This is a genomic window from Sorangium sp. So ce204, from assembly GCF_051526795.1.
GTDB classification, from domain to species: Bacteria; Myxococcota_A; Polyangia; order Polyangiales; family Polyangiaceae; genus Sorangium; species Sorangium cellulosum_B.
In genome coordinates this window covers 8,838,578-8,862,441 of sequence record NZ_CP150317.1, presented here as the reverse complement: position 1 = coordinate 8,862,441, position 23,864 = coordinate 8,838,578, and the positions used below count along the sequence as shown (strand labels likewise).

The following is a 23,864-nucleotide window of genomic DNA, read 5'->3' as shown; positions in this document are numbered from 1 at the left end:
CCAGCGAGATCGACGGAGCGCGGGCCTGCGGCCTGCGATTCGCGGCTCGCGGCTTGCTGACCCGCCGTCCTGGCCGCGCAGCACAGCGGTCGCTGGCGGCGAACGAGCCACGTGTGAAGGAGAAGAACCGGGATGAATGATGCCACATCCAGCTGCGACATCGGCATGATCGGGCTGGCCGTCATGGGCGAGAACGTCGCGCTCAACATGGCCGACCACGGGTTCAAGGTGGCCGTGTACAACCGCACGGTGCAGGTCGCGAAGGACTTCGTCGCGAGGAACCCGAGCACGCCCGGCGGCCTGGTCTGCTGCGAGACGCTGAAGGACTTCGTCCGCGCGCTGAAGAAGCCGCGCAAGGCGGTGATCCTGGTCAAGGCCGGTCCGCCGGTGGACATGGTGGTCAAGCAGCTCATCGAGGCGGGCGTGGAGCCGGACGATATCGTCGTCGATCTGGGCAACTCGCTCTGGACCGACACGATCCGCCGGGAGCAGGAGTACGCGAAGCAGTGCAAGTTCTTCGGCTCGGGCGTCTCCGGCGGCGAGGTGGGGGCGCGCTTCGGCCCCTCGCTGATGCCCGGCGGCGATCCCGCGTCCTGGCAGCACCTGGAGCCGATCTGGCGCGCGATCGCCGCCAAGGTCGATCCGGCGACCGGCAAGCCGATCGAGGGCGCGTCCCCCGGCAAGCCGGTGGAGGGCGGGGTCCCCTGCACGGCGTACATCGGGCCGAACGGCGCGGGCCACTACGTGAAGATGGTCCACAACGGCATCGAGTACATCGACATGCAGCTCATCTGCGAGGCGTACACGCTCCTCGACGGGCTGCTCGGGATGTCGAAGGACGAGATGTCCCGGGTCTTCTCCGAGTGGAACAGCGGAGATCTCGACTCGTACCTCATCCAGATCACCGCCGATATCCTCCAGCAGAAGGACCCTGTCCAGAAGGACAAGCCGTTCGTCGATTTCGTCCTCGACACGGCGGGGCAGAAGGGCACGGGCAAGTGGACGAGCAGCAACGCGCTCGACATGGGAATCCCTGCGAACGCCATCGCGGAGGCGGTGTTCGCGCGTTGCCTCTCTGCGCTGAAGGACGAGCGCGTCGAGGCCTCGAAGCACCTCTCTGGCCCGACCCCGACCCCGGTCGCGGACCGGCAGGGGACGATCACGGCGATCCGCGACGCGCTGTATTGCTCGAAGATCTGCGCCTACGCGCAGGGCTTCCAGCTCATGGCGGCGGCGCAGGCGGAGTACAAGTGGACGCTTGATTTCGGCACGATCGCGAGCATCTGGCGCGGCGGCTGCATCATCCGCGCGCGCTTCCTCCAGAAGATCACGGAGGCGTACACGCGCAATCCTGGCCTGACGAACCTGCTGCTCGATCCGTACTTCAACGATCAGATCAAGCAGGGGCAGGCGAACTGGCGCAAGGTGGTGTCGATCGCGGCGCAGAACGGCGTCTGGGCGCCTGCGTTCATGTCGGCCCTGTCGTATTACGATGGGTACCGTGCGGCTCACCTGCCTGCAAACCTGTTGCAGGCGCAGCGAGACTACTTCGGGGCGCACACCTACGAGCGCACGGATCAGCCGCGCGGCAAGTTCTTCCACCTCGACTGGCCGCACCCCTCCCGTCCTCAGCTGGACATCAAGGGCACCGGCGGTGGGCACTGACGCCCCGCGCGACTCCCGTCCCTCGTCTCAGGTGAGGCTGATCCGCGGCCGCAGGTTCTGCTCGCGCAGGAACGGCTCGATGTCGTCGACGATGTCGAGCTGCACCCCCGCCAGGCTCATCGCCGCCGCGATCGTCTGGATCCCCATGCGCCCGAGCTTGTTCATCTCCGGGGGCGGGCGGACGACGATGTGCTCGATCTTGTCGCGCACGTTGAGACCCCACTGGGTCAGGATCATGCGCGCCTCGCTCTCGTACCGCACCATGAGCGTCATGTCGTAGATGAAGAACGCCCGCTCCCCCGGGCGCATGACGCCCACGAGCTTCTGGTACGCGTCGACCGAGATGAACCGCGCGGCCTCACCGGTCGCCACCGTCTCCCGCAAGAGCTGGACGACCATGCCCGCCGGCTGCGTGATCCACACGCCGACGCTCCCGGTGTCGTCGAGCAGGTGAGGCTGCCTGCGGAACGCGAGTCTGCGGTTCGACGGGAGCATCTCTCTAAAGACAATAGCCATTCCGGCCACCGGGGCCCGCCCGCGACGACCGGAAGCGCCCCACCCGCCCGACCGGTCCGGTCGAGCCGAAGCGCGCTGTTGTTTCACACATCACCGGACGAGCTCCTCCCATGGGGTCAACGCTGCGTCATGGTGGTCGCAAAAAACGGATTCGGCCAGAAATGTGTGATCCTGCCGCCTCGGACCCCCCACGGGGACGCTGCACGGCCAGGCGGACGCCGGCGCCCCCGGCGCGGCGCAGCGAGCGGCGAGGGGAAGCGGCGCGCGGCAGCTCAGGCGAACAGCGCGGCGCAGGCCGACCCGATGAGGTTGACGTGCTCGAGCCGGGCGATCCGGGGCTCGACCTGGGAGCCGACGAGGGCGCGCAGCGTCTCCTGCACCCGCGGCGCATAGCGGGGATCGCCCCAGAAGAGGCTGCCCTCCGCGAGGATGCCGACCCCAGGAGGGCTGTCGAGCACGTCGGTGACGGCCGCGAGCCCCGCCGCCACGAGGTCGGCCGAGCGCTGGAGCAGGTCGCCAGCCACCCGCCGCGCCTCGTCCGTGCCCTCGTCGCGGAGCCGCACGAGATCCGCGGAGCTCGTCAGCGGAGCATGGTCCGGACACAGCCGCCCGAAGAGCCGGGGCAGGTAGGCCCCGGACACCGCCTTCTCGAACCGCTGCGCGCCGGGGTTCTCGGAGCTCGCGTCGAGCTCCGCGTCGAACGGCTGGAGGTGCGGAGGGTTGAAGTTTCCGTTCTCGAGGTTGACCGCCATCGGCGCGACGAAGTGACCCGTCTTGAGCTTCGGGATCCGGCCGGCGGGGAGGAACGTGGCCATGTTGGTCCCCGTCCCCACGATGAGCCCGATGAACGCCGCGGGCTGCGACCCGCCGTGCGCGAAGGCACCCCCGAGCAGGCTCGCCACCGTGTCGTTCAGCACCCGGACCGGACCGGGCCGGAGCCTCCGCGCGCCGAGCGCCCGGCCGAGCCGCTCGCCCACGCTGGTGCCCTCGACCCCGGCGACCTGGACGCCCTTGGTCCAGCGGAGCAGCCGCGCGTCGAGCGACGGCAGCGTCTCCGACGGATACGAGAAGCAGTACCCCACCGGCAGGCCGTGCACGGCGCCCAGGCGCTCGACCAGCTCCGCCTGCACGTCGAAGAAGGCGTCGCCCGTGATCTCCGGCCCGCCCGGGAACTTCGCAGGCACGGGCCCGGCGACGATGCGCGACTGGCCTCCCGGCAAGAGCTCCACGATGGCGGCGCGCAGGTTCGTGCCGCCGGCGTCGACCACCACGGCGCGGCCCATCATCCCTCCCGGCGGCGGCGCGAGATAGGCAGGGAGCGCGGCGATCTCGGTGCCGGGCGTGGAGAGGCCGAAGACGACGCGCGCCGCGAGCGTGCGGCGGATGTCCTGGAGCTCGGTGAGCGAGAGCTTCATCGGCGGAATGCTTACCCTCAGGCCCCTGAGAAGGAAATAACTTTGCAAGCGGCGCAAGTGAGGCTGAGCGTGCTTGGCGTCGGCCTCGCCCGGACGGCAAGCGGCCAGCGCCTCGCCGCCGCGATTGCGCTCTGCGTCACCTGGAGGAGGTCGCTGGAGAGCGGTTGTCGTCCACACCGAAGACGACGGGATAGACCACCGTGGCAACGCTCTTGCGGTCTGCGGCGGAGGGGAATCGGAGGCCGCGGAAGACGTCGAGCACGCAGCCGACGACCTTGGCGTCGCGGAGCGGGGGAGCGGGCGACGACGGCGGCGTCGCGCCGGGCGAGGGCAGCGCAATGAGGAGCGGCGCGTCCTCGGGCGGGCGGTCGGCGTCACCCGCGTAGGTGACCTTCCCTTCGCCATCGACGACGAGGTGTACGGGCAGGCGCCCTTGGAGCTTGGGGTTCAGGCGAAGGCCCTTTTCAAAGCAAGCGCGCATCTCGCCGAAGCGCTCCTGGACGACGCTCCGCACGACGTGAGGCGGGATGTGGGCTTTGCCCTTGATCGGGTCATAGGGGTTGCTCTTGCAACGGGCGGCGATGCCCCTCACGGCCTTGGCGTCCTGGTCGAGCTCCCTCTCCAGGCCGGCGCGGGCGACACCTGCCTTCTTGCGGTCGTGAGCGCCGAGCGACGCCTGGAGCTTGCGGGCCGCGGCGCCGGTCCGGGCGAAGCTCTCCCGGATGTCCTTGGCGCCCTGGGCGAGCTCCGGATCGGAGGCCTGGACCGCGGCCGCGCGGGCCCAGAGGTCGAGCCGATCCGCGATCCTTCCGAGCACGTCGGGCGGCGTGTTCAGGTCGGATTGCCGGAGCACCTCGATCATCCGCGAGGCTTTCTGGACCTCCGGGCCGAGCGCCTTGCAGTCGGCCTCGATCGAGCGCGCGGCGCTGCCTTTCCCGGGCAGCGGGATCGGGGCGCGCTCCTTCACGGGCGGTCGGGCGTTCCCAGCGGAGCGGACAGGCGTGCTCGCCTTGTCGGACAGCGGGATCGGGGCGCGCGGCTTGGGGGCCTCGGGCGCGGTGTCGCGGGCGCGCGTGCTCCTGGGCGGGCGCAGGGCGGCGCGCTCCTTCTCCTCGGGCGAGCGCAGGGTGGCGCGCGCCTCGCGGGTCGAGCCCTCCGGGACGGCGCTCGGGGCGGCGACCCTGGCGTGCGTGGGGTCGGCGTCGGCGGCAGGCTCTCTCCGCGGCGCAGCCCCGCAGCCCAGCAGGGCATGAACTCCGACGAGGACGAGCCACGCGCTTCGCATCCGTTCCTCCGAGGTGCGTCCGACGTACGGGCCGCCGTTTTGATACAGTACACCGGTCCGAACATCGCTTGCAGGCGAAACGGCGGGGCCTCCCAGGAGGTGGACAGGCAGCGCAGGGAGTGTGACGTGAACAAGCGCGAGAAGAACGGCCGTGGGGGCGGGAAGGACGATCACGGCAAGGGCGGGGGCGAGCTCGCGGAAGCGGCGCATGCGCTCGAGCGCGAGCTCGTCCGCTTCGAGGAGCTCGCGGAGTCGGCGCGGCGGCTTTCTCTCGACACCCGCAAGGGGATCGAGCGCGCGGCGAAGTCGACGACCGAGGCGGCCGAGGCGCAGCAGCGGGTGAGCATGGCGCTCGGGTCGCTCATCGCGGCGATCGCGGCGGCGCGGGATCGCCACGAGGCGACCGCCACGGCGCTCGCGGCGCGCGGCGAGGAGATCAAGCGGCGGGCGGAGCAGCTCGGGGAGCTGTTCCAGCGCTTCGCGGCGCTCGGGGAGGAGGGGCGGAGCATCAACCAGCTGGTTCAGGAGACCGCGGCGCGCCAGCGGGAGGCGACGACGCCGGAGCAGATCCACGAGGTGGTGGCGGCGATGGACGAGGTGGAAGGGCGCATGGGGCGCCTCGCCGACGAGGCGCGCGCCCTCGCCCAGGCGGCGACGGCCGCGGGGATCGTCGACCTCGCGGAGCAGGCGGACGGGATGCGGCAACAGGTGACCGCGATGCGGAACAAGGTGGGGCTCCTGCGAAAGGGGATGCTGGCGCGGCTGGGCGGGGGGCCCCAGCCAAACTAGGGGGCGAGGCGTCCTCGGTGGGGAAAGGGGGCGAATTACGATTGGAGAGGAACGGCTAGCGCGACAAACGGGTTGAAGCCGCACGCAAACAGCGAGAAGTTGGGACGCCAGAAGACGCCAAAACACGCCAGAAGACGCCAGAATTTATTGTTTTCTTGGCGTCTTCTGGCGTGTTTTGGCGTCTTCTGGCGTCCCATTTTATGCTTGCCAAGCTGATCGGCGTTCTACGCGGACGGCGAGCGGCAGAGCGTGAAGTAATGGTCGAGCGAACGCTCGCCCTTGAACGCCGCGCCGATGGACACGTCCTTCGAGACCCGACGCATGAAATCACGGGTTCCGTTGTAGACGAAGAACTGGAGTCCTTTGCTGTTGGGGACGACCCGGGGCCAGCCGTCAGGTACAGGGCCGTCAGGGACCTGGAAGTAGTCGATCACGATGGCGCCACGCTCCTGCCACGCAGGATTGCCGGCCGTCGGGACCGCGACGAAGAAACCCGGGCCAATCCAGGGACGCGTGGAACCCTCGTTGTAACCGAAGAGCCGCGCGCTGCCGTCCTCGGGCAAGGCAAAACGCTTCTCGAAGAAACGGAATGTGGACGGGAGAGGAAGGCTGTTCCTGCCCTCGTGACGAACCGCCACGCGGCGCGGGGTGCCGTCCGGGACGAAGAAGTCGAGCGTGAGCGGGGGGGCGTGGCTCGCGGCGGCATAGAGCGCCCGCTGATCCGCGCGCGTCGTGGTCGACAGGGCGCTGCGGCGCTCCTCGTGCGTCAGGCCATCGAGGTGCTCGGCGATGCGAGCTATCGGGGCGTTCTGGCGAAGAAGTTGGACGAGCTCCGACATGGGCAGCGGAGCATAGCAGCGTTCGGTTACCGCGCAGAGGGCCGGCCTCGCCACGGAGCGAGGCCGGCGGGGGGAGATGGGATGTCGTGGCGAGCGCGCGTCAGAGGCAATGGACGGGAGAGCGCAGCAGATCGGCGGTGGTGTCCGTCACGCCGGCGCCCTCGATCCCCGCGGCGAAGCGGCGGAAAGCCTGCTCGTCACCCCTCGTCAACGTGAACGCCGCGCAGACGGCGGCGGGGTGGGCCGAGCGGGCCGCGGGCGAGCGGAGCACCCGGGCGAGGCCGTCCAGGGCTCCCTGGTTGCCGGCCGCCGTGGGCGCGGCGGAGGCCACCACGGCGCGGAGATCCGCGGCGAGGACGTCGGCGACATCGGTCGCGCCGAGCACGCCGGCGAAGAAGGCGCGAAAGTCCGAGAGGGCAGCCGGGTCGAGCCCGTCCACGTACGTCGCGAGGTGCCGGATCGCGAGCACGCGCGCGCGCACCGAGCTCGCCATCGTCGCGACCCTGCCCCACGCGCGGAGCGCCGCCTCGGGCGGCAGCTTGAACTTGGACAGGTACTGGAGCCGCACGTCGGAGACGCCGCCCGAGGCGAGCCCGGTCTCGAGCGCGGACCAGTCCTCGGCGAACAGCGCTTCGGGGGACACGACGGCGCTGCACGACGCGTAGCTTCCGACGTAGTCGAGGCCGTAGCTGTAAGGCGCTCCAGCGAGGAGGCCGGTGAGCACGCTCGACCACGCGCCGCGGACGCCGGCGTCGAGGCCCGGCGCGCACGCGACGTCGCACGCCGCGGCGAGCGATACCGCCCGGGCCGCCTCGCCGTCGAGGCCCTCGACGAACGCCTCGAACTCCTCGGGCGCGAGCCCCTCGGGCAGGCCGTCCTGGAGCGCGGCGAGCTGGTGCGCGCCGCCCACGTCGAGGAAGCGCGAGACGCCCTCGGGGCCCGCGGGGACGCGGCGCGGGGCGAGCGTCGCGGCGTAGGCCTCGAGATCGCGGTCGGTGCTCAGGAAGACCCACTCGGGGTGGCGGTCCTGCGGATCGACGACGAGCAGCTCGCCCGGGCGCGCGGGCGCGACCTCGACGCGCTCGCCGGGCGTGAGCGTCTGCACGCGGGCCGGGCCGTCGCCGGCCACCCACGCGAGCTCCAGGGGCGCGACGAGCGCGCCCTCCGGGTCGTGCACCGTCACGAACGCCCCGCCGGAGGGCGCGGGGTCGACCGTGAGCCACGGGAGCGCCTTGGCCACGACCGCGCGCCGCGCGCGCGCGGCCGCCTCCGGGCCGAGCGCCGGCGCGAAGGCGTCGAGGAACGCGTCCGTGCCGATGGTCCCGAACCGGCGCTCCTCGAGCACCCCGCGGAGCGCCGACCAGAACGCCTCCTCGCCGGCGAGGCTGCGGATCTGGGTGAGCAGCCAGGCGGCGCGGCCGTAAGGGCCGCTCGTGTACTTCTCGCCCGGCGCGAGCGACGGATCGCGGACGGCGTCGCCGTCCCGGGGGCCGAGCTCGTCGCCGTTCAGCGTCCCCGCGCCGCTCTCGTCCGTGTAGACGCGGACACCCTCCTGCTCGAGCAACGTCGCCATGCCCTCCTTGATCCAGAGGTCGTCCCAGGTCTCCACCGTCACGAGGTCGCCGAACCACTGGTGCGAGAGCTCGTGCGTCGTCAGCAGGAGATCCGAGGCGAGCGCGGGCTGCGTGCTCCGCTCCTCGCGCTGGAAGCTGATGCTCGCGTGCTCGATCCCGCCCACGGAGAAGTCCGGCAGGAGCACGAGCGCGTATTTCTCGAAGGGGTACGGCCCGAGCAGCTCCTCGAAGCGGCCGATGGCGCGCGCGAGCTCGTCCACCATCCTGCCGTGATCGCCCGGCAACCCGCGGCGATGCCACACAGCGATGGGGAGATCGCCCTTCGTCCCGCGCTCGACCTCGAAGTCGCCGATCGCGAACGCCATGAGGTAGGGCGGCAGCGTGTAGGCGGTCTCGTACCGGACGAGGCGGCCCGACGCCCCGAGATCCTCGTCGCCGACGAGATCGCCGTTGGCGATCAGCGCCTCGCCGCCGTCGACGCGCATCGCGATCGAGAAGATGGCCCGGTCCGAGGGCGCGTTGTGGCAAGGCATCCACCGCGACGCGCCGAGCGGCTCCGACACCGTGTAGACGGCGCGCACGGCGACCGGATCGCCCATGCGCGCCGGCACCGCGCGGAGGGCGTCGCCGGAGAGCGCCTCGTAGTCGATCTCGAGCGCGATCGGCGCGCCGCTCATCGCCTCGGGCTCGCTCGAGAGGTCGATCGCGAGCGCCTGGCGCTGCGGATCGAGCGCGTGCGGGAGCGCCCCGCCGCCCTTCCGCCGGACCTCCTTCACCTCGGCGACGGCGCTGTCGAGGACCACCGTCCTCGGGCCGTCTCCGGTGAGCGACAGCGTGAGGCCCAGCGTCGCCACGAGGCGGCTCCGCTCCCAGTCGAACTCGCCCCGGAGGTCGTAACGCTCGACGTCGAACGCGCTCCCCTCGAGCGGCGCCGGGCCCTCGCCCGAGCACGCGGCGGCGAGCGACCCAAGCAGCAGGCAAGCCACACGGAGCGCTCCGGGGCGGTGTTTCTGGAGTGTGCAGTGCATCGCGGTTCCTTCGATCGGAAGAGGGATTCATCTCGCGCGGCCAGGCGCCAGCGCTCGGACCCCCCGAGCCCACGGCGGCGCAGCGACGCGTAACTGACCGCGGGACAGTTACAGAACCCGGGCGCGTGGCCAAGCCAGGTGATCGCGCCGGAGGCCCCGGCGAGCCGCTCGGTGATGAAAAGAAGGGGCGCTCGGTCGCCCGCGTCACGGCCGCTCGTCGCTCCGGGCCGCCGCGCGTGGAGGCCGCGCCTCCGGCGCGCGCGATCGCGCTCTACCGTGCTCTGCCGTGCTCTCCGCGCTTCGTGCGCGCGGGCAGGGAGGAGCGATGATCAGCTGCCCAGTCGGCACGGAGGGTGAGCGCATCGACATCGCATCGACGGTGAGCGCTTCTCCCCCGTCCCGCTCGCGCGCGAACGACGGTGGGGATGCATGGTATTGCAGGCGCGCACCCTTGCGCACTCTGGGCGCGAATCGCCTTTCATTTGTAAGGGTTGCGGCGACCTGTGCGAGGATGCTCCCCGCCATGGCACAACACAAAGATGGGTGCGCGCGGGGGCGCTCGTGGGTCGCGCCCCTGGCTTTGGGCGCGGCGCTCGGCGTCGCGCTCCTTCCGAGGAGCTCGTCCGCTCAGACGTGGACGGGCGGGCGGACGACGCCGGTGCTCGACGAGATCGTCGCGATCGACAGGACCGGGGAGCCGAGGTGGCCCTACGGCGAGGAGGACGTCGCGGGCGACGGCGAGGCCTTCGACGCGCCGGAGCGATCGATCGACTTCCGGTCCGCGTACGCGGTCGCCGCCGCCGGGCGGTTCTGGGTGCGCGGGTACGTGTCGGAGACGACCGCGATCAGCGGGGAGGCGACGCTCTTCGTGTTCATCGACACCGACAGGAACCGGCAGACCGGCGGCACCGCCGCGACGGCGGGGATCGACGACCGGTTCACGAACGACGGGTCGCCGGGCGGCTACGAGGTCGTGCTCGGCGTGAAGGGCGACGGCACGCTCGTGAGGGTCTGGTCCTTCTCCGGGGCGTCGGGGCGGTACGAGCCCGTCGACGTGACGGACGCGCAGGTCGCGACCGAGGCAGGGACGGACATGGACCCCCTGCTGATCAACGACGCGACGCGGGGGTACGCGCAGGCATCCATCGCGCTCGACCTCGTGGGCGTCGGCGTGGCGTGCGAGGCGAACCTGTACTTCCGGTCGGTGAACGACGCGGCGGCGCTCGGGCCGGGCGATCTCGACATCGGCCTCTCCGCGCCGTGCGTGGCCGGCGACGCGGACGGCGACCGCGTGCCCGACGTGATCGTCCCGCCCTCCGGCTGCACGCGCGACGCGGACTGCGCCGGCGGGGGCATCTGCGTGGACGGCGACTGCATCCTGCCGGTGTCGTGCGTCGACGATGTCGACTGCGACGCGGACGAGGACTGCTCCGCGGATTACCGGTGCGTCCCCACGCCCGGGGATACCTGCACGTCGAACGCCCAGTGCGGCGATCTCGTGTGTGCCAGCGGGCAGTGCGGCCCGTGCTCGCCGGGCTCGTCCGAGTGCGGCGCGGGCCTGCGCTGCGCGCCGACCGGGCGCTGCGTCGACGGCGGGGCGTCGAGCGGCGCGGGCGGCCCGGGCGAACCGGATCTCCTGCCGGGTGATGCGGTCCAGGGCGGCGCCTGCGCCTGCGCGGCGGGGCCCGCGCCGTACGGAGGGGGAGCCCTGTCGCTGCTCGCCGCCGGCGGGCTCGCGCTCCGGTTGCGGAGGCGCCCGCGCCGCGGACCCGGAGCCGGCCGATGAAGCCGATGAAGAGGAGAACCATGCGCGCACCGATCCTCGCCGCCATCACCTGCGCCGCCTGCGCGGTCCTCGCCGCCGCGACGCCCGCGTCGGCGCAGAGCACGGACATCGACGTCGAGCGCTTCAAGCCGGCCGTCACCCACGACGCCTTCGTCGTCACGGAGGGCTCCGGCGTCCGCGAGCCCGGCGATCCATGGGCGTTCGGGCTGTTCCTGAACTACGCGCGCAACCCGCTGATCGTCGCGACGGGCGACGGCGAGGTGCGCAGCCAGATCGTGAGCGGCCGCCTGGGCGCCGATCTCATGGCGTCGGTCACGATCGCCGAGCCGTTCGCGATCGGCCTCGACATCCCGTTCTTCCTCGCGCAGTCGGGCGAGGGCTCTCCGTCGTTCGCGGGCCTCGGCGACATCCGGCTCGTGCCGAAGCTGCGCCTGCTCGACGACCGCGACTCCATCGGCCTCGGCCTCGTGGCCGAGCTGCGCGTCCCGACGCACACCGGAGACTTCGCGGGCGGCGCGCGCAACGTCGTGTTCTGGCCGCGCATCGTGCTCGATCACCGGTTCGCGCCCGGCCTCAGGTTCGGCGTCAACGCGGGCGTCGCGATCCGCGAGGGGACGACGTACGCGAACGTCGAGGCGGCGAGCGAGCTGACGTACGCCGCGGCGCTCGGCTACCGCTTCGGCGGCATCGACGGGAAGGTCGAGATCGGCGCCGAGGCGAACGGCGGCATCGGCATCGCCGCGGACGACCTGAACGAGGAGGAGACGCCGCTCGAGGCGCTCGGCTACGTGAAGATCAACCCGAGCGAGGAGTGGGAGATCACCGCGGGCCCGGGGATCGGCGCGCTGGCCGGCTACGGCGTGCCGATCTTCCGCGTGTTCGCGGGCGTGAAGTACACGCCGACCTCGCACGACAGGGACCACGACGGCGTCGACGACGAGCGCGATCAGTGCCCCGACGTCCCGGAGGATCGCGACGCCGACTACGACAGCGACGGCTGCCCCGAGGAGGACGCCGACGATGATCACGACGGCGTGCCGAACGCGGACGACGAGTGCCCGGACGAGAAGGAGACGATCAACGGCGTCGAGGACGACGACGGCTGCCCCGACGAGGGCGAGCCGCGGGTCGCGTACGAGGAGGGCCAGTTTGTGATCCGGGACACCATCCGCTTCCGGACCGGTTCGGCCGAGCTCGAGCAGGACTCGTACAGGACCCTGGATCAGGTGGCGCTCGTCATGAAGGCGAACCCCGAGATCGAGCGGCTGCGGGTGGAGGGGCACACCGACGAGACCGGCACGCCCGAGCTGAACCAGGAGCTGAGCGAGCAGCGCGCCGAGACGGTCCGGAAGTACCTGATCCGGAAGGGCGTCAGCCCGGGCCGGCTCACGGCCGAGGGCTTCGGGTCGGACAGGCCGGTGGCCGAGGGCACCGACCCGGCGAGCCTGGCGAAGAACCGCCGCGTGGAGTTCGTGATCGACGAGTGAGGCGCGCTCGCCCGGGAGCGGCGCGTCGCGCCCTCCCGGGCACGGCGGCTGGCCCGTATCGGGGCCGGCCGCCGCCCGCGGCGCGCCGCGGCGCCGGGCGCTGCCAGGCGTCAGAAGCGGCCGTGAATCGCCAGCTCGCCGCCGGCCGTGCCGACGGCAGGCGCGACAACGATCCTCGCCGCCGCGGGCTCCGTGTCGCCGAGCGACGTCACGAACAGCGCGACGCCGGCCGCGAGCCCGACCCCGCCGACGATGAAGCCGGCGGTGGACAGCTTCGCGGCGCTCTTGGCGTCCTCGACCAGCGCCACGCCGCGGGCGTCGCAGAGCGTCTCGGTCCGGCAGTGCTCGTCCTGGGCCCGGTTCCACCGCGAGCTGGCGAGCAGCCCGAAGACCGAGCCGGTCACGACGCCGGCGACGCCGACGCCGCCTGCCACGAAGGCGAGGGTGCGGCGGGTGCCCGCGCCGCTGTCTCCGTCGCCGCCAGCGGCCGGCTGGAGCGGCGCGGCGAGCGGCCCGGGCTGCGCGCCGGGCGGCGGGGTCGCCGCTGTCGCCGCGGGGTCGTCCTCGAGCGGCGGGACCTCCACGGTGACGACCTGGCCGGGGCCGGCGGTCTGCGCCTCGACCGAGAACGGCCTCTTGCCTGGCGCGGTCGCCTCGACGCGGTGCTTGCCCGGATCGACAGGGAGCGGCGCGCCCCACGCGCCGGCGTCGAGGACCGCGCCGTTGCGCTTCACGACGAGGCCGTCCGCCGGCGTGGTCACCGTGATGGCGAGGCGCTCGAGCTTCTTCTCCAGATCGGCCGCGCGGCGGGTCGCCTTCGCCTCGCGGTCCGCCTGGCCGGCCCGGCTCGCCATGTCCGCCGCCTCGCGGAACGCCGCCCAGGCGCTCGCGCTGCGGCCGATCTGCTCGAGGCAGTCCGCCAGGTTCCACTGGGTGCCGTAGCCCGGGTCCAGCCGCTGGCTCGCCGCGAACTTGGGGCACGCCTCGGCGAGCTTGCCCTGCGCGACGAGATCGCGCCCCTCGCGGAAGAGCGCCTCGGCCGCGGCCGCCTGATCCGCGGACGGCTCCGCGCGGGCGACACCCGCGGAGAGCGACAGGAGCGCGGCGACACACCACGCGACGCGGCTATTTCCTCGATGTCTCGTCATCGTCATTCCTCGGGGGCCTCTGGGGCGGCGGCCTGGCCGCAGGCGGCCTCGGCGCGGGCGGTCGAGCGACGGCGCTCGCCGGCGCCGACGCGGCGGCGCGTCCGGTCGCCGCGGCGGAGGGCGGCGCCGCGGGCGTCGACGAGGCCGCGGCCGGCGGATCCACGGGCGTGTCGGCGCGCGGCGGCTCGGCGCTGGCGGACGGCGTCGGCCTGGCCTCGACGCCGGCGGACGGAGGCGGCGGCTCGGTCTCGGCGCGCGCTGGCGGGGCCGGCTCGGCCGAGGGCGTGGGCGCGGCCGGCGGCGCGCTGCGCACAGCGAGGTAGACGCCCGCGCCGCCAGCGAGCGCGGCGGCCAGCACGCCGCCGGCGATCAGGGCGACGGGCGGGCGCGACGCCGGACGCTCGGGGCGGCTCGACAGCCGCACGCTCGTGGCGGGCGCCGTGGCCGACAGCGCATACGGTCCGGATTGCCCGCCCGGCGGGCGCCCCGCGGCCTCGAAGGGCGCGGCCGACGCGCGCGGCGGGGTCAGCGCAGCGCCGAACGGCGCGCTCGAGGCGTGCTGGGGGGCCGAGATGGCGCCGAACGACGCGCGCGACGCGCGCGTGGCGGCGTCGAGCGGCACGAGCATCGCCTCGACGATCGCCTCGCCGCCCGGCAGGAACGCGCGCAGCGCCGCCGCGAGCTCGCCGGCGCTCGCGGTGCGGCCCGCCGGATCGATCACCAGCGCCCGGTGCACCACGCGGGCGATCTCCAGCGGCACCCAGGGCGCGATCTCCTGGATCCAGCGCACCGGGGTCGTGCAGATGGCCAGGACGAGCTCTCCGAGGCCGGTCAGGTGCTCGTTGGGCCGATGGCCCGAGAGGGCGTGGTACAGGCTGATGCCGAGCGACCAGACGTCCGAGCGCGCGTCGATGGCGCCGTTGCCGCGCGCCTGCTCGGGCGACATGTAGAGGGGAGAGCCGAGGAGCGCGCCGCTCTTCGTCATCCCGCCGTTGCCGAGGCTGTTGTCCGTCACCTTGGCGACGCCGAAGTCGAGCACCTTGATCACGCGCTGGCCGCCCTGCTTTTTCGCGAGGAACAGGTTGGCCGGCTTGATGTCGCGGTGGACGATGCCGGCCTCGTGCGCGCGCTCGAGCCCCAGGCACGCCTGCAGCCCGATGCGGAGCGCGAGATCGACAGGGAGCGGGCCGAGCCGCTCGATGAGGGCCTGCACGTCCTCGCCCTCGAGGAACTCCATCGCGATGTACGGCGCGCCGGTCTCGCGGTCGCGCCCGGTGTCGAACACCTGCGCGATGTGCTCCGACTCGACCGCGCCGACCGCGCGCGCCTCGCGCTGGAAGCGGCGGACGAGCTCGTCGTCCGCCGCCTGGCCGAGGATGACCTTCACCGCGACGCGGCGGCCGGTGCCCGCGTGCCGGGCCTCGTAGACGGCGCCCATCCCGCCCTGGCCGAGCAGCCGGAGCATCGTGTAGCGGTCGTCGAGGGTCCGACCGATCATGGCGCGAGGCCCGGGCCATGGGCGCCGGCGGCGGGCGCGTCGGCGATGCGGGAGGCGGCTGGAAGGGGAGGCCTCTTCACGGCCGCAGGCTAGAGCACCCAGAGCCCCGCGTCATCCCTCGCCGCACACCTTGCACCAGGGCAACCTCACGAGCGTGTGGTGCGATGTCTCGAGCGTCGCGAGGTCCTGGATCAGGAACCTGCCCCCGAGCCTGGAGGGCGTGTACGCCGAGAGCACCTTGAGGGCCTCCATCGCCACGAGGTGGCCGAGCAGCTGACCCATCGTGCCGGCGTGCGGCGCGGGATCGGCCAGGGAGCGCGCCGCGAGCGAGGGGCTCAGCGCCTCGGTCGTCGCGCAGATCCGGCACGCCGTCTTCCCCGGGAAGACGAGCGGGCCCAGGACGGCCGTCGTCCCCGCGAGGTGCGAGAAGAGCGTGGCGATCCCTGTGCGATGGCCGAACCGCGCGACGCGCTCCAGCAGCTCCGCGTCGTCGCCGCGCACCGCCGCGACGAGGAGGTGAGGGCGCCCCTCCGGCGAGAGGAGGCCGTCCCCCTCCAGCGCGGCGGAGGAGCTCTCGTCCACCCGGCAGAGCGGCGCGTGCTCGCGGATCAGCGCGGCCACGGCGCCGCGGCGGGGCGCGCCGAGCGCCGCCTCCCCCCGCGCGCGGACCACCGCGACGTCGCGCGTGCCGACGGCGCCGCCGTCGATCAGGCGGAGCGCGGAGACGCCCGCCCCCGCGAGCGCCAGGGCGGCCGAGGCCCCCCAGGGCTCGAGGCCCACCACGAGCACGCGCGCGTTCGCGATCCGCTGCGCCGCCTGCTCCGGGGCCGACGACCACTTGCGGAGGAACTCGCGCTGCCCGTGCAGGCGCTCGCCGGACGGCGCCCCCGCGGGCACCGGCTCGACCAGCCCGCGCGCCTCGAGCAGGTCGAGGAACGCCGTCACGCTCTGCCGCGAGTAGTCCGCGAGCGCCTCGACGAGCGCCTCCCGGTCGCGCGACCCGTCGAGCAGCGGCACCATCCGCTCGACGAACGCGCTCACGTCCAGGCCGGTGAGCTGGAAGGTGCCGAGATCGGAGCGGAGGATGACGCCCACGTCGGTGGGCGTGATGCTGGCCGAGCGGCTGAGTCGAATGCTGGGCATGGTGCTCTCCGACGCTTCTGGTTCAGGCGCGCTAAGGCCCGCTCCGGCCCCCGGCCGGCGCGGGCTGACCGACGCAGACGATGTACATCGTGTCTTCCTCGGCCGGCAGCGCCAGGAAGGCCTTGAGCTCCTCATCGTAAAATCCGCCGATCGCCACCGGGCCGAGGCCCATGGCCGTCGCGACGAGATAGAGGTTCTGGCCCAGGTGCCCTGCGTCCAGCCACAGGAATCGATATCCGCGCTGGCCGTATTTCCACATCGTGCGGAACGGCACCGCGGTGATGATGACCACGACATTGGTGTTCAGGATCATGTCCTGACCCACCGTGAGATCCACGAGCGTTGCGTGCGCGAGGCCTGTCCGGCGGAGCTCGAGCTCGTGCGCCTGGGCGTCGTAGTGGTACAGGCCGTCGGGGACCCCCTCGACGGCCTGCGTCGCGACGTAGATCTCGAGCGGATACCGGCCGCCGGCCGAGGGCGCGGGGCGATCGCAGGTCCACGCTCCGTCGACATTTCGCGCGCCGCGGACGCCGTAGCTCGCGTGAAGGAGCCGCCCGAGCGTCTCGATGGACATCGGCCCGAGAGAGAACTCCCGGTGTGACCGCCGCTGCTCCAGCACCCCGCCGAGCGGGGCGTCGATCGCGAAATCGCGCCCGGGCAGCGGCGTGCGCGCCGCGCCGACGTAGGTCCGGAAGCGGAGCGGCTGGAGATCCCCGTCGAACGGCGGCTCCAGCGGCCGCGACCTCACGTGGGAGGACTGGAGATGATAGAGCCGCGCAACGTCCGCCTCTTTGCTCCTTGCCATGGTGTCCTCTCTCAGGCCATCGGGTGAGGGTCAGGGTTGATCCCGTGGGGGGCCATCGAGCGGAGGCGCGGATTGCCGAGCCGCGCGAGCTTGTGGCCGAAATAAATCTGCTGGAAATCGGGCCCGAGGGCCCGGGCGACACGGAACGGGGTCGCCGCGAGGTCGGGCGACGTCACGTCCACGATCGCGATGCGCAGCCCAGCGGCTTGCACGCGCCGGGTGAGCTCGGAAAGCGAGACCTCGTCGGGCTCCTCGAGCTCGGCGGCGGTGACCGTGCCTCCTTCGCGGAGGAAGGCGAAGGCCGCGGCGCGGCGCGCGGGGACGTAGTAGACGGCGTGATCCTCGAGCGTGCGCACGTCCTCCGGCCGCTCCGGGATCACGACCTCCTCGCCCGTCATCATGCGGAAGACGTAATTGCCAATCTGGCCTTGCTCCAGGATCGCCTTCCTGATCGCGGTGATGGGGCTCAGGTGGGCGGAGATCGACACCACCGCGCCAGGCCAGCGCTTGCCGTCGCCGTAACCCACGCACATCACCACGGGGACCGAGACGCCCGCGTCGAGGAGATACAGCTCGACCCGGGCGCCGCGCTCCTCGAGCTGCCTCGCTACCTCGTGCAGCTCGGGGTCGAGCGAGTCGTCGGGCAAGATCCGCCGCCCGGGCCGGCGAGCGAGCCACGAGATCATGAAGGCGTCGCGCTCGATGAGCTCGAGCGCGGCCCCCATCGACGCGCCCTCGAGCGTCGCGCCCGCGGCGAGCCCGTTCGAGGTCACCTGGCAGAAGTGCGCGTCGTGCCCTGCGCAATAGCCGTAGTAGGTCGGGAGCGCCGGCACGTAGACGGGCGCGCCGGTGTCCATCCAGCGCCCGAGGGCCCAGTCGATGGGCGCGGTCGGGTCGACCCGCGCGTAGGGGAAACCAGGCGCTGCGTACTGCTCCTCGCTGTAGAGGCAGAGGCGCTCCGGAGCGATGAAGTCGCTCTTCATCCCTGCGACCGAGGAGCGAAGGAGCTCCTTCCGGTTGACGAGCGCGGCGGAGTAGCGCTCGACGGCCTCGCCGGTCGCCCTGATCAGGGCCTCGACGGCCGTGACGCCCTTTCCGGTGCCGACCTGCGGCTCGCTCGAGCGGCGGCGCGGTGAGCCATCGGTGTAGTCGCTGAGGAACGCCGTGGCCGTGACGCACGCCTCGGGGGCGAGCGCCGGGCTCGTCGCGTCCAGCGTGAGGCGATGGACGATGCCGGCGCGCGTGTCGACGATGCCGGCGAGCATCTGCCGGAGCGCCGCGGGGTCGCGCGCGTCGTCGAGGCGCGCGCCCGAGCTCCGGACCGCGCTCTCCGAGCTCCGGGCCTCGGCGGCGCCGCCGCAGACCGGGCACCAGGGCATCCGCAGGGCGGCGTGGAGCGACGCCTCCGGGTCGACCAGGCTCTGGATCATGAAGCGGCCCGCGAGCCGCGACGCGGCTCGGTTCACCAGCAGATCGACGGCCGCCAGCGTGACGGCGTGGCCCAGGAACGCCGGCGTCGGCGCGAGGTAAGTGCGCGCGCGGCGCTCGGGGCGCGCGGCGAGGAGCGACGCGTGGAGCGCGTGATCCGCCTCCGGCTGATCGCTGAGAGCGAGCCTCCTCAGGCGGCAGCAGTTCCAGCACGCGGTCTCGCCTGGCACGACGGCCGGCCCGATCACCGCGTCGAGCCCCTCGATGTGCGCGCTGAGCGACAGGACGGAAGCCGCGTGAGCGAAGCGGGCGACGCCCTGAAGGACGAGGAGATCATCGCCGGAGACGCAGGCGAGGATCAGGTCCCAGCCGGTGTCCTCCTGGACGATCGGGCGCTCCGCGGCGGCGAGCAGCGTCCCGGGCGTGACCGCGCAGCCGGGGGCGAGCCGCGACAGCGCGATGGAGAGCGAGCGCGCGCGATCCTTGCCGAGATCCGCCTCGGAGAAGGGGCCGAGATCGTCCGCCGTGACCTCCCTGTCGTCGAGGACGTGAAGCGCGCCGACGCCCAGCGACGCGAGCTCCATGGCGGCGACGGCGCCCCACGGTTCGAGCCCGACCACGAGGACGCGTGATCGCGCGAGCTCCTCGCGCGCTTCCGCCGGCGCAGGCGTGGCGGTCCCCTCGAGCGAGGGAGCGGTGATCGCTGAGCTGGGCAGTTGGGTGGCCACGCGAGATCTCCAGGAAAGCGCAGCGCGGCGCCGCCTCGACGAGCGCCGTCCTGCACTTTCGGTAAAGAGGTTCAATTCTGGTGCTCGGGAGCGGTGCTCCGACAAGCACAGGAGAGAAGAAACTCGCAAGCTCGCCACGAACGCGCGACGTCGCCCGTTCGTGGCGAGCAGGGGAAGACGGGAAGGTGCCTTTCTCGATCCCCCGCGCTCCTCGTCCCCCTCCAGAGCGCTATCGCTTGGCCTCGACGGCCTCAGGGCTAGCTACAGTGACAACTGCCGCAGCCGCAACCGCCGCAGCCGCAGCCGCACCTGCCGCAGCCGCACCTGCCGCAGCCGCCGCACCTGCCGCAGCCGCAGCGGTTGTTGGCCGGAGTCGCTATTGCCATCTCGTCCAGCCTGGCCGACAAATCGTCGATGGCGTTGCGCAGCTCCTTCACCGTCACATCCAGATCCTTCGGAGAATTGTTTCCGTTGTTCGAGTCACTCATCGCAGAGCCTCCCACGAGTAGGTGAGGCACGCAAAGGGTCTTCGTCAATACGGTGGCTCGTCGCCGGACGACGGAAGCTCGAGCTGATTATCTGTCATTCCAGTGCGACCCGAGCCGTGGACGGCGCGAGAGGCTTGGCCCGAAGTGGGCTATCCGCGAGCTCCCTTCTCTCGCTCGTCCCACACCGGCGGCTCTCCCGGGCGGCTCCGATCGCCGCCGGAGGAGCCGAAAAGGCCGGAACAACATCGAGGGCGTCTCCCTGCGATCCCACCGTGTGCCTGGGCGGCTGCGCTTCCGGGATAGGCCTGTTTGTCAAGCTCGCCTGCGATCTGGCGCGGTCACCGGCTCGGGCCGGAGAGCCGGATGGGGCGTTGGGGACGGAGCGCTTCCTCGCATCCCCCGCGTCGACGCGAACAATCCTGGATAACGCGGCACGCTGCGGGCGCGCGTGCACCGCATCGTGCGCGCCGCCTCATTCAATTGCTTTTCGGCGCTGCCTCCGGTACCCGGTCCGCCTCTTCTCGGGTGCCCAATGCGCCCGTTAACAACGGAATGTCATGCGTCGTACTTCGCTCGGATTGGCGATGGGTCGTCTCGCTTTGTGTGTCTTCGCCGCGTCAACGTGGCTCATCGGCTGTGGTGTCCAGGAGAACCCCTCGACGCCCAGCGCGACCGAGGTGGGGTGTGCGGGCTGCACCGTGCTGAAGGGCGGCGTGGTGTTCGACGGCTCGCGCGCGGCCAGGGCAACCGTGGTGATCGAGGGCGACAGGGTGAAGCAGGTCGTCTTCGGTGACGCCGAGCTCGGCGTGGAGGCCGGGGGCGGCGAGGTCGTGGACGTCTCCGGCAAGACGGTCCTCCCCGGGCTGATCGATCTCCACGTCCACTCGCTGAACGTCGCCGGGCCCTATGCTTTTTACGACGGCGACCTCCACCTCGAGGATCACACGAAGGCGATGCTCCGGGCGGGCGTGACCTCGTACCTCGATCTCGGCTCGTCCCAGCACGTCATCTTCGAGCAGCGAGCGCGCATCCACGCTGGCGAACTCCTCGCTCCGCAGCTCTTCGCCGCCGGGCCGCTGCTCACGCCGACCGGAGGGCACCCCTGCTATCACGGCAACCCACCCGGCGATTTCTGCATCTTCATCGACTCTCCGGCTGACGTCGACGGGGCCTTCGAGGCGCTCCTCCCGCGGGCACCCGACTTCGTGAAGATCGTGCTCGAGTCGGGCGGAGCACAGCGGCTCCCGCACCTCGCGCGCCCGTCCGTGGAGGCTATCAACGAGGCTGCTGCGTCCGCGGGCGTCCGGGTCATCGCTCACGTCGCGGAGGCCGCCGACATCGAGATGGCGCTCGACGCCGGCGTGACGCTCTTCGCGCATATCCCGGACGAGGACCCGATCTCGCCCGAGCTCGCGGCGAGGATGGCCGCCGCCGGGGCCGTCGTCGTCCCCACGCTCTCGATGAAGGATGGCCTGTACCGCACGGTGAACGGCACGCTCACCGAGCTCGACGACCCCGCCCTCGCCGACGACGTGCCGGCCGGCGTGATCGCCGCCCTGCGCGACCCGTCCATGCTCGAGGAGCTCAGGACGGCGCGGTACCGGGCGCTCGTGAAGGCGTGGCGCGAGCAGGGGATCGCGAACCTCGTCACCTGCTACCAGGCCGGGGTCACCATCGCCGCCGGCTCCGACGCCGGCAACCCGGGCGTCTTTCACGGGCTGAGCCTGCGCCGCGAGGTCGCGCTCCTCGTCGAGGCCGGGATGCCGCCCCTCGCGGCGCTCGCCGCCGCCACGCGCGCCGCCGCGGACGTGCTCGGGCGGCCCGATCTCGGGCGCCTCGAGCGAGGAGCGCTCGCGGACGTGCTCGTGGTCGACGGCGATCCGCTCGCCGATGTCCGCGCGCTCGAGCGCGTGTCGCGCGTCTACAAGTCGGGCGTCCTGCTCGATCGCGAGGCGCTCGCGTTGCCGCGCAAGACGAGCCTCGCGCGGGAGCCCAGGACGGGCGCCGGCCCCGGCGAGGCGTGCCTCGCCGCGTCGGAGTGCGCGCCCGCGCAGTCGTGCAACCCGGCCCAGGTCTGCGCCGCGACCTGCAGCGCCGCCTCGGACTGCGCGCCGGGGAGCGCGTGTTTCCTCGATGGCGGCTCGTTCACAGGGGGGGCCTGCATCGACGGCGACGGCTGCGATCTCTTCGCGCAGGACTGCGACAACGGCGCCGCCTGCGTGTTCTGGGGCAACGGCTCGACGTCGTGCTGGAACGCGGGCGCGGGCTCGGACGGGCAGCCGTGCGACGCGTCGTTCGCGTGCGCGCCCGGCAGCATCTGCGACCCCTCGAACACCTGCAGAGCGCTCTGCGATCCGCGCGGCGAGCGCGCCGCGCCGTGCCCGGGCGGCGAGCGGTGCGTCGATCACACCGCGCTCGCAGGGCTCCCCGTGGGGACCTGCGAGCCGGCCGGGCGCCGCTGAGCGCGCGACGACGTCAAGCGCCGCTGAGCGCGCGCGCGACGACGCCGCGCGCGCTCAGCGCGACGCGAGCAGCCAGGCGATCACGCTCCCGATCGTGAAGAACACGATGCCCGCGCCGGCGATCACGGCCCGCGACGTCCGCCGCTCGATGAAGCTGGCCGCGGCCCGGAGGCTGGACGGGGCGGCGAGGGCGATGCCGCTCTCGGGCGCGCTCATCTTCTGGATGGCGGCGTCGAGCGCCACGAGCACGGCGCGCGCGTGGGGGAAGCGGTCGTCCGGGTCCTTGGCGAGCAGGCGCATCACGACCGCCTCCAGCGCGGGCGGGACGACGACGCCAGGGGAGCGCTCGGCGATCGGCGGCGGCACGGCCGACCGGTGCTGCGCGAACAGCGCCGACGGCTCGACCGCCGTGAAGGGGTGCTTGCCCGCGAGCATCTCGTAGAGGATGACCCCGAGCGCGTAGAGGTCGGCCCGCCGGTCGACAGAGCGCATGCCGAGCGCCGCCTCGGGCGCCATGTACGCCACCGTGCCGAGCAGCACGCCGGCGTTCGTCAGCGAGCGGCGCGAGCCGTCGTCGGTGATGGAGAACTGCTCGATCGGCACCTTGGCGAGGCCGAAGTCGATGAGCAGGACGCGCTCCTCCGGCCCGTCGAGGACCATGACGTTGAGCGGCTTCACGTCCCTGTGCACGATCCCGAAGTCGTGCGCCGCGTTGAGCGCGCTCGCGAGCTGGCGCGCGATGTTCGCCGCGCGCAGCGGGGGGACGGGGCCCTGGTCGATGAGCTTCCGCAGCGTGATGCCGCGGATGAACTCCATCACCATGAACCACGCGCCGTCGTCGAGCTGGTTGATCTCGTAGACCGCCGCGACGTTCGGGTGGAAGATGTGGCGACCGGCGAGCGCCTCGCGCTCGAAGCGCTCGATGAGCTCCGGCAGCTCCTCGGCGTCCGGGTGGAGCACCTTGACGGCCACGTCCTCGCCGGTCGCGAGCTTCTTTGCCCTGAAGACGGCGGCGATGCCGCCCATCGCGACGAGCTCCTCGAGGCGATAGCGGTGGACGAGCGTGCGCCCGACGAACGTCATCGCGCGCTCTCGCGCCGCGGAGCTCGCCTGGCCTCCCGCGATGAACACGGACTCGCTCATGCGTTCGCGCCTCCAGGCCGAGCCCCGCGCGCGGCGTCGAGGAGGAGGAGGAGGCCGCGGCGCAGGGCACGCACTGCCGCGCCGCACGCTCCCCCGTGACCGCGCGCCGCGCGGCGGAACAGCGGATCCACCCTGGATGACATCGTACGTTCACACACGCGGCGTCCGGAGGGTAGCGCCCCTCCGCGTCCAGCGCCATCTTCCCGGTTGGGCGCGGGGGCGAGGCGCTCGCGAGGGAGCGGGCGGGCGGCGCCGAGGCTGGAGCTCACGAAGCGCGCGTGAGCCAGGCCTCCCGAGCGGCCTTCGGGAGCTCGCGCCCACCGCCGCGGCCGCACGCGCGCGCTCTCTCTCTCGAGATTCCACCGCTCCGCCGTGATCGTGAGTCGCCGGCCTGCGCCGTCTCCTGCGCTGATGGCGCTGCCTCATCGTGTCTCCGGCCGGGGCGTGCGGAGACCCCTCATCGCCTGTGCCTCACGGCCGCGCGGCGTGGAGCGCCGGCCGCGCGAGGTGCGGAGTCGCGCCCGCGGCCCCGGCGTGGCGAGAGCCCGTTGCGCGCTGGGCGGGGCTCGCCCGTCGCCGGCGGAGCGCGACCACTTGTCGGTAGATCCAGCGACATTGCCGGAGCTCCAGCCGCGCG

The 23,864-nt window shown here is 72.5% G+C and carries 16 protein-coding genes; 5 read left to right on the top strand and 11 right to left on the bottom strand.

Features of this window, described 5'->3' with window-relative positions; all coding sequences use genetic code 11:
* Positions 1-132 precede the first annotated feature (132 nt).
* Complete coding sequence (gene gndA, locus WMF22_RS33040) at positions 133-1,665, top strand: NADP-dependent phosphogluconate dehydrogenase (protein WP_012238664.1); 1,533 nt, start codon at positions 133-135, stop codon at positions 1,663-1,665.
* A gap of 27 nt (positions 1,666-1,692) precedes the next feature.
* On the opposite strand, the gene WMF22_RS33035 is transcribed toward gndA, so the two are convergent.
* From WMF22_RS33035 to WMF22_RS33025, 3 genes are all read right to left on the bottom strand, one after another.
* Positions 1,693-2,181 carry a hypothetical protein gene (locus WMF22_RS33035; protein ID WP_438032358.1) on the bottom strand — a complete coding sequence of 163 codons (489 nt, stop codon included), beginning with the start codon at positions 2,179-2,181 and terminating at the stop codon, positions 1,693-1,695.
* Positions 2,182-2,453: 272 nt separating this feature from the next.
* A complete protein-coding gene (locus WMF22_RS33030) occupies positions 2,454-3,596 on the bottom strand; it encodes a hypothetical protein (RefSeq protein WP_437293941.1) in 1,143 nt (380 codons plus the stop codon).
* 136 nt (positions 3,597-3,732) lie between these two features.
* On the bottom strand, positions 3,733-4,881 hold the full coding sequence (locus WMF22_RS33025; RefSeq protein WP_437293940.1) for a hypothetical protein: 1,149 nt from the start codon (positions 4,879-4,881) through the stop codon (positions 3,733-3,735).
* A 126-nt stretch (positions 4,882-5,007) separates the two neighbouring features.
* Between WMF22_RS33025 and WMF22_RS33020 the strand changes: the two genes are divergently transcribed.
* Entirely contained in the window at positions 5,008-5,670 is a 663-nt protein-coding gene (locus WMF22_RS33020; RefSeq protein WP_437293939.1) for a hypothetical protein, read from the top strand.
* Positions 5,671-5,894: 224 nt separating this feature from the next.
* On the opposite strand, the gene WMF22_RS33015 is transcribed toward WMF22_RS33020, so the two are convergent.
* Positions 5,895-6,509, bottom strand: a complete 615-nt coding sequence (locus WMF22_RS33015; protein ID WP_438032357.1) for a hypothetical protein — start codon at positions 6,507-6,509, stop codon at positions 5,895-5,897.
* Between the two features lie 100 nt (positions 6,510-6,609).
* Entirely contained in the window at positions 6,610-9,111 is a 2,502-nt protein-coding gene (locus WMF22_RS33010) for a M1 family aminopeptidase (RefSeq protein WP_437293937.1), read from the bottom strand.
* A gap of 523 nt (positions 9,112-9,634) precedes the next feature.
* Here WMF22_RS33010 and WMF22_RS33005 point away from each other — a divergent pair.
* Positions 9,635-10,897 carry a hypothetical protein gene (locus WMF22_RS33005; protein WP_438032356.1) on the top strand — a complete coding sequence of 421 codons (1,263 nt, stop codon included), beginning with the start codon at positions 9,635-9,637 and terminating at the stop codon, positions 10,895-10,897.
* A 20-nt stretch (positions 10,898-10,917) separates the two neighbouring features.
* Complete coding sequence (locus WMF22_RS33000) at positions 10,918-12,384, top strand: OmpA family protein (protein ID WP_438032355.1); 1,467 nt, start codon at positions 10,918-10,920, stop codon at positions 12,382-12,384.
* Positions 12,385-12,494: 110 nt separating this feature from the next.
* Here the strand turns inward: WMF22_RS33000 and WMF22_RS32995 are convergent, their stop codons facing one another.
* The 5 genes from WMF22_RS32995 to WMF22_RS32975 form a co-directional block, all read right to left on the bottom strand.
* Entirely contained in the window at positions 12,495-13,532 is a 1,038-nt protein-coding gene (locus tag WMF22_RS32995) for a hypothetical protein (RefSeq protein WP_438032354.1), read from the bottom strand.
* Positions 13,510-15,030: a protein kinase domain-containing protein gene (locus WMF22_RS32990; protein ID WP_438032353.1), complete on the bottom strand. Its 1,521-nt coding sequence runs from the start codon at positions 15,028-15,030 to the stop codon at positions 13,510-13,512. The genes WMF22_RS32995 and WMF22_RS32990 overlap by 23 nt, the downstream gene beginning before the upstream one ends.
* A 111-nt stretch (positions 15,031-15,141) precedes the next feature.
* Entirely contained in the window at positions 15,142-16,173 is a 1,032-nt protein-coding gene (locus WMF22_RS32985) for a TOMM precursor leader peptide-binding protein (RefSeq protein WP_438032352.1), read from the bottom strand.
* A 31-nt stretch (positions 16,174-16,204) separates the two neighbouring features.
* Positions 16,205-16,978: a SagB/ThcOx family dehydrogenase gene (locus WMF22_RS32980; RefSeq protein ID WP_437293930.1), complete on the bottom strand. Its 774-nt coding sequence runs from the start codon at positions 16,976-16,978 to the stop codon at positions 16,205-16,207.
* Positions 16,979-16,989: 11 nt separating this feature from the next.
* Positions 16,990-19,134: a TOMM precursor leader peptide-binding protein gene (locus tag WMF22_RS32975; RefSeq protein ID WP_438032351.1), complete on the bottom strand. Its 2,145-nt coding sequence runs from the start codon at positions 19,132-19,134 to the stop codon at positions 16,990-16,992.
* Positions 19,135-20,206: 1,072 nt separating this feature from the next.
* Here WMF22_RS32975 and WMF22_RS32970 point away from each other — a divergent pair.
* Positions 20,207-22,084: an amidohydrolase family protein gene (locus tag WMF22_RS32970; RefSeq protein ID WP_438032350.1), complete on the top strand. Its 1,878-nt coding sequence runs from the start codon at positions 20,207-20,209 to the stop codon at positions 22,082-22,084.
* Positions 22,085-22,138: 54 nt separating this feature from the next.
* On the opposite strand, the gene WMF22_RS32965 is transcribed toward WMF22_RS32970, so the two are convergent.
* Positions 22,139-23,227: a serine/threonine-protein kinase gene (locus tag WMF22_RS32965; RefSeq protein ID WP_437293927.1), complete on the bottom strand. Its 1,089-nt coding sequence runs from the start codon at positions 23,225-23,227 to the stop codon at positions 22,139-22,141.
* Positions 23,228-23,864: the final 637 nt, after the last annotated feature.